This window comes from Endozoicomonas sp. ALD040 (assembly GCF_049275945.1).
Lineage (GTDB): Bacteria > Pseudomonadota > Gammaproteobacteria > Pseudomonadales > Endozoicomonadaceae > Endozoicomonas_A.
In genome coordinates, this window is the sequence record NZ_CP184829.1 from 2,062,893 (window position 1) to 2,076,367 (window position 13,475).

A 13,475-nucleotide genomic window follows, 5' to 3' on the forward strand; every position below is an offset into this window, starting at 1 on the left:
ACCAACTGGTTAGGTACTTATTAGTTCCACTGACCTCAATCTTTTTTGAACTTCCACTATAAAACCGACTCCAACAGATCAAATCCATTTTAAATGTCCCTTTTAACTGTGGAGAAAGACTGACTTTGGAGCTACGGAGCAATCAGGGATGAACCCAATTAACAGCCATTCCGGGATACAGGAACCACTCCCGCCAACACCCAAGCGAAATCGACTGAAGGAAGCTGCAACGGTTGTCTGTACCGGTAGGGACGTTACGCCTTATTACAACACTAACTCTCCGCTTTTAGATTTGCCGGAATTAATACAGTTAAAGATTATCCGCTGTTTGGGTTTACGAGAGATTACCCGTTTAGCAAAAGTATGCCGATATTTTCGAAATCTTGTTAAACAAAATAACGCTTTGGGAAGAGCATGGAATCGCCGGTTTCCTTCACCACATCTAGATCAACTAAAGGCTGCCATTAAGACAAAAGATGAGCAACAGCTCCGTGATTGGTTGGCGCCTTTTGCTAATAAGGGCACTGTCGAGTCGCTCATTGAACACCGAAAGAATATTCATTTCCCTGTTCAGTTACTTTTCACCAACAGTCAATTAATGTCTCTGTGCAGAGAATTTGAGTTAGTGGAAACGCTCGAAATTACCCATGGTGCTGGAGTCAATGAAGCCAGTTTCAGCCCCGATGGCCGGCATCTGGTAACCGCCAGTAGCGATCACACAGCGAAAATCTACTGCTGGGAGGCCAATGGATCATGGCAAGAAAAAGCCACCATTACCCATGATCGTTTGGTCTTGTCAGCCAGCTTCAGCCCCGATGGCCACTATCTGGTCTCTGTCTGTCAGGATGGCACAGCGAAAATCTATGGTCTGGAGGACAACGGATCCTGGGAAGAAAAGGCCTGCATTTCCCATAAGAATTACCTCAATTCAGCCACTTTCAGTGCTGATAGCCGCCGTGTGGTGACCCACAGTTCCTATAACACGGTGAAAATCATTGCTCGGAGGGACAATGGATCATGGGAAGTAAAGGAGTTTTGTCATGGAAATCAAATCTATTCGCCCAAGCTCAGCCCCGATGGCCGTCACATGGCAATTCTTCATATTATGGATAATGTTGTAGAAATTCATGGCCAGCTGGCCGAGGGATTATGGGTAGTAACATCCATTATTCAACCAGAGGCCAATGCTTTCCAGGCCAACTTCAGCGCCGATAGCTGCCATCTGGTCCTCAGCACTTATAGTAATCACGCGGCAATAATCTTTAACCTGCAGGCTGATGGATCGTGGAAAGAAATGGACACGATAAAACATGATGAGTTGATCAAATCAGCCAACTTCAGCGCCGACTGCCGCCATGTGTTGACCGTCTATAAAGGTGGTATGGTGAAAATCCATAGCCAGAACGCTGGATCATGGGGAGAAAAAGCCCGCGTTGAACACTCTGAGGAGGTCATCTCAGCGAGCTTCAGTGCCGATTGCCAGCATGTGGTGACCATCAGTGATGCTATAGCGAAAATCAGCAGCCTGCAGGCCGATGGATCATGGGCACTAAAAGCCCGCATTGTCCATCAGGATGAGGTTGTCTCAGCCACCTTCAGTGCCGATGCTTGCCATGTGTTGACCGCCAGTATCGATGGTGTAGTGAAAATTTATGGTCTGGAGATTAGTGAGTCATGGCTGCAAAAAGCCGTCATTCAAAAAGGGACAGAACTCACCGCAGCCAGTTTCAGCCCCGATAGCCGGAATGTGATGACCCTGGGTGATTATAAAAAGGTAAGAATCACTGAACTTCGGAAGAAGAATTGATGATCGAATGATGGGTATTAGTTCCACTGACCTCAATCTTTTTTGAACTTCCACTATAAAAGCGACTCCAACAGATTGAATGCTTTTTAAATAACCTTTCCAGGCGAGAATAAAGACCGACTTTGGAGCTACGGAGTAATGAGGGATGAACCCAATTAACAGCCATTCCGGGATACACGAATCACTCCCGCCAACACCTGTGCAGCATCAACTGGAGGAAGCACCAACGGGTGTCAGTGCAGGTAGGGACGTTACTCTATATCACAACAATAACTCTCCGATTTTAGCTTTGCCCGAATTAACACAGTTAAAGATTATTCGATGCCTGGATTTTCGAGAGATTACCCGTTTAGCCAAGGTATGCCGATATTTTCGCGATTTTGTTAAACAAAACAGAGCTCTGGAAAGTGCATGGGATCGCCGGTTTCCTTCACCACATCTTTATCAACTAAAGGCCGCAATTAAGACAAAAGACGAGCAACAGCTCCGTGATTGGTTGCAGACGTTTGCAAATTCAGAAACTATCGAGTCACTCATTAAACAAAGAAAGAGTTCTTATTTTCCTGTTCAGTTACTTTTCAGCAACAGTAAACTGATGTCTGAATGTAAAAAATTCAAGTTAGTGGAAAAAGCCAAAATTACTCATTCCTTCAATTTAAGCACAGCCACCTTCAGCGTCGATGGCCTCGGTGTGTTGACTGCCAACGAGCTCAAGCGATCTGTTCTTCACACAAATACACCCTGCGTACATTTCTCGGAAATTTTTTGTTAGCCATTATTACACATTTGTTAGCAATTATTTGGTACTAGAAAGATCTTTAGGGCTATGTTTTGCTAATGTGAGCATTTTAGATTCTTAACAGCCTAATAAGGGAAAAGGGAAAAGGGCATGTATCAAGTAGTAAAACCAATTGTACCGCCAGGGGCACATATTCTAACGCAGTCCAAAATGGAGCAAGAGAGTCCATCTGTAAAAAAGGATGATATAAAGTATCTTCCTTGCGCAGTAGAACACACAGGAAATTATTTTGGGACTAAGGATCTTTCATCAAGATGCATTTCTCCGGTTATGAACGAAAAAGACAATGATGATTTCTACGTCCACCTTGCGAAAAACATCGTCTTCACTCTCGACCGAACTTATTTTGATTCAATCGATGAATTATCCTGGAGAAATATCGCTGATAGTTTAAAGTTTTCAGGCATAGATACATTAGAGAAAGCTACTGCTATGGATTTGAAGGTATGTCCTCCATGTCCAGTATTTCATACATGGGCAGCGCTGCATGGCACCACCATATTTGATGGCAAAAATAATCCTGAAAGATTTAACGGATTGAATTATGTCCAAAGAATATTGAAAGAAGGAACCGAACTCAGTAAAAATGATATCCCACTGTTTATAGTATTTTCTGACAAGGCGCTTAAAGAATCCCAAATCAATGAGATGAAAGCCAGTTTCAAAGATCATGATAATATCTTATGTATCTCTCTTGAAACAGACCTGCAGTTAAAATTTCCCAAGGAATTAGATTGGCATACTGCATATATGGGTTTCATGTTTATGGATTGCATCAGAATTGTTGTATCTCAACACATTACCAAGACTATAAACTTTTGTATAGATAAGGCTAAATCTGAAAACAAAATTAATCTGGCTAATCGTTTTGAAAAACTCGGAACCAATTTTTTGTTTTATTCAGACATTGATAATCAATGGCTATCGAAACCACCTTATATAATAGCTAGCCATGGCATGTTTACTCAACCAACATTGTCAGAGACCCTGCCACTCTACGGTATAAAAGATTGCGATGCAGATAAATTATTTGATGATGATAAATCGATTTTAACCAGACACAGGTCGTTTTTCTCTGACTTTCCTTACCATAATACAGGTAGAACAGTAACATGGTCTTCAGACAAAGCGAAAAATCTATTTGACTATATTTTAAGTGGTGAAGCAGAATCTAATTTCAAACATCTATCAAATCAGATTGCACATATTTCATCTAAATTCAATTATCTATTACGCATTGACAAAGGAGTTTCCTGGAAAGGTGATAATAGTTGTTTTTTTGTAGCAGATCATTCTAAAGACGTTTTTTATAGGGGCGCTTCAAAGAGAGTCAGCGTTATAGACCTCCATGAAAAGCCAGATGGTAAATGTGCTAATCCAGACCCATATTACAGAGAAGCACACAGTCTCGTTGGAATGCAATTACTCAAGTATTATTCTCATGGACATGATTTCACTTGGTGGCATTAAGCATTCAAGCAGGAGACCTCTACCTGGTTGTTTTGATCAGATTTTAACGGATCGGCCCCGAAATTTTCTTTCCAAATTCGTGAAATCAGCTCTTTGATCTATTGGCGCTCTGCGGTAAAGATTTCACTGTGACACTCCCAGCCCTGTCGAGGGTGTCGCAAAAGGTCAATTAAAACGCTTCAAGCTTCAAACCGTCATCTCCGCGAAGGCGGAGATCCACTGCTCGTGGTGGGTTCCCGCCTGCGCGGGAACGACGATCTTGATATATCCTGCTGACCATACCCTTTTGCGACACCCTCTGTCAGGCAAGGGTTTACGGCGATTTTGCTAACTTTGGGGTTTTGAATGAGTCAGGCGTGAACCCTCTGAACAACAATTACAACAATGAGGGTTCACTCCCGCCACCACCCAAGGGAGCTCACTGGAGGAAGGCGCAACGGGCGTCTGTGCAAGCAGGGACGTCAATGTCTATAACCAATCGCCATTCCTCCGTTTACCCTACGAAACAAAATCGTTGATTATTCGCTATTTGGGTTTTCGAGAGATTACCCGTTTAGCAAAGGTATGCCGATATTTTCACGATCTTGTTAGACAAACACCGCCGTGCCGATTGCCAGCATTGGTTGACCATCGGTGCTGATGCCACAGCGAAAATCCATAGCCTGCAAACCGATGGCTCATGGCAACCGAAAGCCAACATCGTCCATCAGAATAAGATCCTCTCAACTGCCTTCAGTCCCGACGCTTGCCATCTGGTGACCACCAGTGACGATGGTATGGTGAGAATTCTTGGCCAGCAGGCCAATGGATCATGGCTGCAAAAAACAGCCGTTCGCAACAGAATACGATTCACCAAAGCCAGCTTCAGCGCCGATAGCCGAAATGTGGTGGCCATCAGTCATGAATGCCCGCTGAGAATCACTGAACTATGGAAGAAAGATTGATGATCGAATGAGCGTATTTTTGCTTAGTCCAAGTGACTGCAATGTTTTGAACTTTCATTGTAGAACCGAGTCCAACGGATTAAATCCATTTTAAATGTCGCTTTTAACTGTGGAGAAAGACTGACTTTGGAGCTAAGGAGCAATCAGGGATGATCCCAATTAACAGCCATTCCGGGATACAGGAACCACTCCCGCCAACACCCAAGCGAAATCGACTGAAGGAAGCTGCAACGGTTGTCTGTACCGGTAGGGACGTTACGCCTTATTACAACACTAACTCTCCGCTTTTAGATTTGCCGGAATTAATACAGTTAAAGATTATCCGCTGTTTGGGTTTGCGAGAGATTACCCGTTTAGCAAAAGTATGCCGATATTTTCGAAATCTTGTTAAACAAAATAACGCTTTGGGAAGAGCATGGAATCGCCGGTTTCCTTCACCACATCTAGATCAACTAAAGGCTGCCATTAAGACAAAAGATGAGCAACAGCTCCGTGATTGGTTGGCGCCTTTTGCTAATAAGGGCACTGTCGAGTCGCTCATTGAACACCGAAAGAATATTCATTTCCCTGTTCAGTTACTTTTCACCAACAGTCAATTAATGTCTCTGTGCAGAGAATTTGAGTTAGTGGAAACGCTCGAAATTACCCATGGTGCTGGAGTCAATGAAGCCAGTTTCAGCCCCGATGGCCGGCATCTGGTAACCGCCAGTAGCGATCACACAGCGAAAATCTACTGCTGGGAGGCCAATGGATCATGGCAAGAAAAAGCCACCATTACCCATGATCGTTTGGTCTTGTCAGCCAGCTTCAGCCCCGATGGCCACTATCTGGTCTCTGTCTGTCAGGATGGCACAGCGAAAATCTATGGTCTGGAGGACAACGGATCCTGGGAAGAAAAGGCCTGCATTTCCCATAAGAATTACCTCAATTCAGCCACTTTCAGTGCTGATAGCCGCCGTGTGGTGACCCACAGTTCCTATAACACGGTGAAAATCATTGCTCGGAGGGACAATGGATCATGGGAAGTAAAGGAGTTTTGTCATGGAAATCAAATCTATTCGCCCAAGCTCAGCCCCGATGGCCGTCACATGGCAATTCTTCATATTATGGATAATGTTGTAGAAATTCATGGCCAGCTGGCCGAGGGATTATGGGTAGTAACATCCATTATTCAACCAGAGGCCAATGCTTTCCAGGCCAACTTCAGCGCCGATAGCTGCCATCTGGTCCTCAGCACTTATAGTAATCACGCGGCAATAATCTTTAACCTGCAGGCTGATGGATCGTGGAAAGAAATGGACACGATAAAACATGATGAGTTGATCAAATCAGCCAACTTCAGCGCCGACTGCCGCCATGTGTTGACCGTCTATAAAGGTGGTATGGTGAAAATCCATAGCCAGAACGCTGGATCATGGGGAGAAAAAGCCCGCGTTGAACACTCTGAGGAGGTCATCTCAGCGAGCTTCAGTGCCGATTGCCAGCATGTGGTGACCATCAGTGATGCTATAGCGAAAATCAGCAGCCTGCAGGCCGATGGATCATGGGCACTAAAAGCCCGCATTGTCCATCAGGATGAGGTTGTCTCAGCCACCTTCAGTGCCGATGCTTGCCATGTGTTGACCGCCAGTATCGATGGTGTAGTGAAAATTTATGGTCTGGAGATTAGTGAGTCATGGCTGCAAAAAGCCGTCATTCAAAAAGGGACAGAACTCACCGCAGCCAGTTTCAGCCCCGATAGCCGGAATGTGATGACCCTGGGTGATTATAAAAAGGTAAGAATCACTGAACTTCGGAAGAAGAATTGATGATCGAATGATGGGTATTAGTTCCACTGACCTCAATCTTTTTTGAACTTCCACTATAAAAGCGACTCCAACAGATTGAATGCTTTTTAAATAACCTTTCCAGGCGAGAATAAAGACCGACTTTGGAGCTACGGAGTAATGAGGGATGAACCCAATTAACAGCCATTCCGGGATACACGAATCACTCCCGCCAACACCTGTGCAGCATCAACTGGAGGAAGCACCAACGGGTGTCAGTGCAGGTAGGGACGTTACTCTATATCACAACAATAACTCTCCGATTTTAGCTTTGCCCGAATTAACACAGTTAAAGATTATTCGATGCCTGGATTTTCGAGAGATTACCCGTTTAGCCAAGGTATGCCGATATTTTCGCGATTTTGTTAAACAAAACAGAGCTCTGGAAAGTGCATGGGATCGCCGGTTTCCTTCACCACATCTTTATCAACTAAAGGCCGCAATTAAGACAAAAGACGAGCAACAGCTCCGTGATTGGTTGCAGACGTTTGCAAATTCAGAAACTATCGAGTCACTCATTAAACAAAGAAAGAGTTCTTATTTTCCTGTTCAGTTACTTTTCAGCAACAGTAAACTGATGTCTGAATGTAAAAAATTCAAGTTAGTGGAAAAAGCCAAAATTACTCATTCCTTCTATGTCAAAACAACCACCTTCAGCGCCGATGGTTGCCATCTGGTCACCGTCGGTGGGGATAAAAGGGCGAAAATCTTCGGCCAGAAGACCGATGGATCATGGGAACCAAAAGGCATCATTTCCCACAGTGATTACCTCTACTCAGCCCGCTTCAGTCCCAATGGTCGTCATTTGGTGACCGCCGGTTGGGATGGCCAGGCGAAAATATATGGTCAGGAGGATGATGGATCATGGAAAGAGAAAGCCATCCTTTCCCATATTGGTCCGGCCTATTCAGCCACCTTCAGTGCTGATGGCCGCCGTGTGGTGACTGCCAGTGCTTACAGGACGAAAATCTTTATTCAGGGGGACGATGGATCATGGGCATTAGAGAGTACTATTGAACGTGGTAGTACGGTCTCTTCGACCGTAATCAGCTCCAATGGCCATCATCTGGCGCTCTGCAGTCAAGATTACTCTGTAAAAATCTATGCTCGGGGGCCCGCTGGATCATGGGTAGAAAAAGCCAGCATTCAGCACAGTTCCGGAATCAAATCCGCCAACTTCAGCGCCAATAGCCTCCATGTGGTGACCGTCAGTAGGGACAGTACGGCAAAAATCAGTGGCCTGCAGGCCGATGGATTATGGAAAACAGCAGCCACGATTTATCATAATCATCGGGTCTCAGCCACCTTCAGCGCCGATAGCTGCCATCTGGTGACCGCCAGTCGGGGCGGCAAGGCGAAAATCCATAGCAAGACGGCCGATTCATCATGGCAAGAAAGAGCCTGCATTTCCCACACCGAAGAGATCACCAAAGCCAACTTCAGTGCCGATTGCCGCCATCTGGTGACCAGCAGCAGGGATAACACGGTAAAAATCAGTACCCTGCAGGCCGATGGATCATGGCAAGAAGAGGCCATCATCATTATCCATCAGAACAGCGTCACCTCAGCTACCTTCAGTGCCGATGGCTGTCATATGGTAACTACCAGCCTGGATGGTACAGCGAAAATATGTGGCCAGGAGGCCGACGGGTCATGGCAGGAAAAAGCCACCATTCAACACGAAAGTCAGGTCAAGTCAGCCGCTTTCAGCGCCGATAGCCGACTTGTGGTGACGGTTACTCTTTACACAGCAAAAATCACTGAACTATGCAAGGACGATGATGATCCAATGGGTCTGACCCAACCTCAGCCTGAGGTTAGTTGTCTCCTCTTTTGATGTAGGGGCGTATGCGCGGCAGGTAGTCCAGTTCCATAGTCTATGATGTCCTTTCAAGAAATGAAAAGGTGAAATCAATGAATAAAAATCAGCGTGATTGTTTGTCTAAGATGTGGTTTGATCTGGTCAAGGTGCCCTTAGCTCTGTGTATCCTGGGTCCTTTGGTATCAGAAAGTGACCTGTTTTGGGAAATAGAACTGTTCGGTGCTGCGCTGATTATTTTCTTTGTTTATGTTGGCTTTCTGACACTCCCCGCCCTATCGGGCGAGGGTTCTTAGATCGCTCCAAGGGAGAAAAGTTATGACACCCAGCGATATGTATCTGCTCATGACCCTTTTTGTGGTCATTATTGCCATACCGGTCATTATCTGGATCAAGCATGAAAACAAAAAGCATTAACCCTGAACCACATCCCCCTGAAGCTGCTGCCTGAAAATCAGGTCCACATTCCATTTCAGTTGCAGGTCATTAGCGAACATTTTCAGATAGCTTTGTGCCTGCATCAGATTTTCTTCCGTTTCTCCGTCCGTAATGTAGGCACGGAACATCAAGTAATTGATTACCGGGTTCAGCCAGACGGTATCCAGTTCCATGTCGGTAGGATCGTTTCCAACGTCGGTAATGGTGACCGGAACCGGTGTTCGGTTGATCATAATATTGATGATGTGATTGGCCGCTGGCACTGGGTAGACGTAAAACACGCCGGGGCTTTTCTCGTCGTAGATAAACCGTTCCACATTCGTTCCGGTGGTGACAGACCAGTTGGCTATTAATGAATCCAGTGACTCACGGGTAGTTTTAGTGACCGATCTGCCGGCATTTTCGTTGTCGATGATATTCATTAACCGTTAGGCTTCAATGGGTACACTCTGCCTTGACTTGGCCTGACAGTTAAAATTAGTCACCTGCGAATAGGTATCAGGGCGGTTCTGCACCACGGCCAGCTGAGCTAAACCCGGTTGCCGTCTTTGTCGCAAGGGAACAAGTCTTTGTTCACTTGCTTGATCCATGACCTTGAAAAAATTTCACGGATCAGGGCTCTGTTTTTTTCCTGGTTTCACTGACCCCAATATTTTGAACTTCCATTACAAAACCGACTCTAACAGATCAAATCAACTTTAGATGTCTTTTTAAGGCACGGGTAAGTACTGACTTTTGAACTCAGGAGGGGCCAGACATGAACCCTTTGAACAACAATTCCGGCCATGACGATTTACTCCCGCCAGAACCCAAGCGACCTAGACTGGAGGAAACAGCAACGAGTGTCTGTGTCGGCAGAGACATTAATGTATATTACCAAAACCAATCGCCATTGCTTTGTTTACCCTACGAAACAAAATCGATGATTATTCGCTATTTGGGTCTTCGCGAGATTACCCGTTTGGCAAGGGTATGCAGGTACCTTCGCGATTTTGTTGAAACCGATAAAGCACTGGAAAGAGGGTGGTATCAACGGTTTCCTTCACCTCACCAAGATCAACTAAAGGCCACGATAACGAAAAAAAATGAGCAACAACTCCGTGCCTGGTTAAAGCCGTTTGTGGATAAGGACACTATCGAGTCACTTTTAAAACAACGAGAAAGTACTTACTTTCCTGTTCAGCTCCTTTTCATCAACAGCAAACTGATGTCTCAATGTAAACTATTCAGCCCAGTGGAAAAACTCGAAATTGCCCATTCCAGCAATGTCTGCACCGCCACCTTCAGCACCGATGGCCGTCACCTGGTAACCGCCAGTTATGATGGAACAGCAAAAATCTTCGGCCTGGAGACCCATGGATCATGGGAATCAAAAGGCACCATCTCCCATAATAATTGGGTCACATCAGCCAGCTTCAGTCTCGATGGCCGTCATGTGGTGACTGCCAGTAAAGATCACACGGCGAAAATCTTTGGTCAGCAGGATGATGGATCATGGGAAGAAAAAGTCATTATTACCCATATTGATCAGATCAGTTCAGCCAGCTTCAGTACTGATGGGCGCCGCGTGGTGACTGCCAGTCTGGATCATACGGTGAAAATCTTTGCTCAGGGGAGCGATGGATCATGGCAACCGGAGGGCATTATTGACCACAGTAGTCAGGTCTGTTCGGCCATGCTCAGCGCCAATGGCCATCATCTAGTGATTTGCGATGCAGATTATGCTGTAAAAATCTACGCTCAGGGGGTCGCTGGATCATGGGTAGAAAAAGCCACCATTCAACACAAGAAAGCAATCTCCTCAGCAGACTTCAGCGCCGATAGCTGCTATCTGGTAACCTCCAGTTTTGATTGCACGGCAAGAATCTGTGGCCTGCAGGCCGATGGATCATGGAAAGAAATAACTGCGATCCATCATGGCGATGTGATCTGCTCAGCCAACTTCAGCGCCGATTGCCGTCATGTGGTGACCGCCAGTTGGGATGGCAGTGCAAAAATCTATAGCCAGAATGTCAATTCATCATGGCAAGAAAAAGCCCGCATTTTTCACACCAGGGAAGTCAACTCAGCCAACTTCAGCGCCGATTGCCTCCAAGTGGCGACCGCCAGTAATGACAACACGGCAAAAATCAATGGCCTGCAGGCCGATGGATCATGGCAGGAAGAAGCCTGTATCACCCATAGCGGGAGTGTCTTCTCAGCCGACTTCAGTGCCGATGGTTGTCATATGGTAACCGCCAGTTTGGATCGCACAGCGAAAATTTGTGGCCAGCAGGCCGACGGATCATGGCTGGAAAAAGCCACCCTCCAACACGAGGATGAAGATGCAGTCCACCAGGCCACTTTCAGTGCCGATAGCCGACATGTGGTAACCGTCACCGAGTACACAGCGAAAATTACTGAACTATTGAAGAACGATCAATGATCGAATGAGCGTATTTTTGCTTGGCTCCACTGAACTCAATCTTTTTTGAACTACCACTATAAAACTGAGTCGAACAGATAGAATCCATTTAAAATATCCTTTCCAGGCGAGGATAAAGACTGATTTTGGAGCTACGGAGCAATCAGGGATGAACCCTATCACCAGCAATTCAGAGATACACAAATCACTTTCGCCAAGACCTTTGCAACCTCAGCTTGAGGAAGCATCAACGGGTGTCAGTGCAGGTAGGGACGTTGCTTTATATCACAACAATAACTCTCCGATTTTAGCTTTGCCCGAATTAACACAGTTAAAGATTATTCGCTGTCTGGGTTTTCGAGAGATTATCCGTTTAGCAAAGGTATGCCGATATTTTCGCGATTTTGTTAAACAAAACAGAGCTCTGGAAAGAGCGTGGGATCGCCGGTTTCCTTCACCACACCTATATCAACTAAAGGCCGCAATTAAGACAAAAGACGAGCAACAGCTCCGTGATTGGTTGCAGACGTTTGCAAATTCAGAAACTATCGAGTCACTCATAAAACACAGAAAGAGTTCTTATTTTCCTGTCCAGTTACTTTTCAGCAACAGTAAACTGATGTCTGAATGTAAAAAATTCAAGTTAGTGGAAAAAGCCAAAATTACTCATTCCTTCTACTTTGACTCAGTCACCTTCAGCGCCGATGGTCGCCATCTGGTCACCGGTGGGGATAAAAGGGCGAAAATCTTCGGCCAGAAGACCGATGGATCATGGGAACTAAAAGGCATCATTTCCCACAGTAGTTACTTCTACTCAGCTAGCTTCAGTCCCAATGGTCGTCATTTGGCGACCGTCAGTTCGGATTGCCAGGCGAAAATATATGGCCAGGAGGATGATGGATCATGGAAAGAGAAAGCCATCCTTCCTCATATTGGTCCGGTCTATTCAGTCACTTTCAGTGCTGATGACCGCCGTATGGTGACTGCCAATGCTCATAGGACGAAAATCTTTAGTCAGGGGGACGATGGATCTTGGGCATTAGAGAGTACTATTGAACGTGGTAGTTCGGTCTCTTCGTCCGTAATCAGCTGCAATGGCCATCATCTGGCGCTCTGCAGTAAAGATTGCTCTGTAAAAATCTACGCTCAGGGGCCCGCAGGATCATGGGTAGAAAAAGCCAGCATTCAGCACAGTTTCAAAATCAAATCCGCCAACTTCAGCGCCGATAGCCTCCATGTGGTGACCGTCAGTGATGACAGAACGGCAATAATCAGTGGCCTACAGGCCGATGGATCATGGAAAAAAGCAGCCACGATTTATCATAATCATTGGCGCTTCTCAGTCACCTTCAGCGCCGATAGCTGCCATCTGGTGGCCGCCAGTCGGGGCGGCAAGGCGAAAATCCACAGCAAGACGGCCGATTCATCATGGCAAGAAAAAGCCTGCATTTCCCACACCGGAGAGATCACCTCAGCCAACTTCAGTGCCGATTGCCGCCATCTGGTGACCGGCAGCAAGGATAACACGGTAAAAATCATTACCCTGCAGGCTGATGGATCATGGCAAGAAGAGGCCATCATCATTATCCATCAGAACTGCATCACCTCAGCTACCTTCAGTGCCGATGGCTGTCATATGGTAACTACCAGCCTGGATGGTACAGCGAAAATATGTGGCCAGGAGGCTGACGGGTCATGGCTGGAAAAAGCTACCATTCAACACGAAAGTCCAGTCAAATCAGCCGCTTTCAGCGCCGATAGCCGACTTGTGGTGACGGTTACTTCTTACGCGGCAAAAATCACTGAACTATGCAAGGACGATGATGATCCAATGGGTCTGACCCAACCTCAGCCTGAGGTTAGTTGTCTCCTCTTTTGATCCATGACTTTGAAAAATTTTTCTGGATCAGGGCTCTGTTTTTTTCCTGGTTTCACTGACCCCAATATTGTGAACTTTCATCATAAAAC

At 45.8% G+C, this 13,475-nt stretch carries 11 protein-coding genes; 10 read left to right on the forward strand and 1 reads right to left on the reverse strand.

Annotated elements, in window-relative coordinates:
- Positions 1–148 precede the first annotated feature (148 nt).
- The 8 genes from ACOJUN_RS06890 (at position 149) to ACOJUN_RS06925 (ending at position 8,961) form a co-directional block, all read left to right on the forward strand.
- Positions 149–1,807, forward strand: coding sequence for an F-box/WD repeat-containing protein (locus ACOJUN_RS06890; RefSeq protein WP_422135920.1), 1,659 nt, complete (start codon positions 149–151; stop codon positions 1,805–1,807).
- A 145-nt stretch (positions 1,808–1,952) separates the two neighbouring features.
- Positions 1,953–2,579: an F-box protein gene (locus ACOJUN_RS06895; RefSeq protein WP_422135921.1), complete on the forward strand. Its 627-nt coding sequence runs from the start codon at positions 1,953–1,955 to the stop codon at positions 2,577–2,579.
- Positions 2,580–2,696: 117 nt separating this feature from the next.
- Entirely contained in the window at positions 2,697–4,076 is a 1,380-nt protein-coding gene (locus tag ACOJUN_RS06900; protein WP_422135922.1) for a hypothetical protein, read from the forward strand.
- A 514-nt stretch (positions 4,077–4,590) separates the two neighbouring features.
- The gene (locus ACOJUN_RS06905; protein WP_422135923.1) at positions 4,591–4,716 is read left to right on the forward strand and encodes an F-box-like domain-containing protein; all 126 of its coding nucleotides are present in this window, start codon (positions 4,591–4,593) and stop codon (positions 4,714–4,716) included.
- Positions 4,661–5,020: a hypothetical protein gene (locus ACOJUN_RS06910; RefSeq protein ID WP_422135924.1), complete on the forward strand. Its 360-nt coding sequence runs from the start codon at positions 4,661–4,663 to the stop codon at positions 5,018–5,020. The genes ACOJUN_RS06905 and ACOJUN_RS06910 overlap by 56 nt, the downstream gene beginning before the upstream one ends.
- A gap of 149 nt (positions 5,021–5,169) precedes the next feature.
- Positions 5,170–6,828 carry an F-box/WD repeat-containing protein gene (locus tag ACOJUN_RS06915; protein ID WP_422135925.1) on the forward strand — a complete coding sequence of 553 codons (1,659 nt, stop codon included), beginning with the start codon at positions 5,170–5,172 and terminating at the stop codon, positions 6,826–6,828.
- A 145-nt stretch (positions 6,829–6,973) separates the two neighbouring features.
- Entirely contained in the window at positions 6,974–8,683 is a 1,710-nt protein-coding gene (locus ACOJUN_RS06920) for an F-box protein (RefSeq protein WP_422135926.1), read from the forward strand.
- A 77-nt stretch (positions 8,684–8,760) separates the two neighbouring features.
- Positions 8,761–8,961 carry a hypothetical protein gene (locus tag ACOJUN_RS06925; RefSeq protein WP_422135927.1) on the forward strand — a complete coding sequence of 67 codons (201 nt, stop codon included), beginning with the start codon at positions 8,761–8,763 and terminating at the stop codon, positions 8,959–8,961.
- 117 nt (positions 8,962–9,078) lie between these two features.
- Here ACOJUN_RS06925 and ACOJUN_RS06930 read toward each other — a convergent pair whose 3' ends face one another.
- Positions 9,079–9,525 carry a DUF6682 family protein gene (locus ACOJUN_RS06930; RefSeq protein WP_422135928.1) on the reverse strand — a complete coding sequence of 149 codons (447 nt, stop codon included), beginning with the start codon at positions 9,523–9,525 and terminating at the stop codon, positions 9,079–9,081.
- A gap of 335 nt (positions 9,526–9,860) precedes the next feature.
- Between ACOJUN_RS06930 and ACOJUN_RS06935 the strand changes: the two genes are divergently transcribed.
- Entirely contained in the window at positions 9,861–11,528 is a 1,668-nt protein-coding gene (locus tag ACOJUN_RS06935) for an F-box/WD repeat-containing protein (protein ID WP_422135929.1), read from the forward strand.
- A 148-nt stretch (positions 11,529–11,676) separates the two neighbouring features.
- Positions 11,677–13,386, forward strand: coding sequence for an F-box protein (locus ACOJUN_RS06940; protein ID WP_422135930.1), 1,710 nt, complete (start codon positions 11,677–11,679; stop codon positions 13,384–13,386).
- Positions 13,387–13,475: the final 89 nt, after the last annotated feature.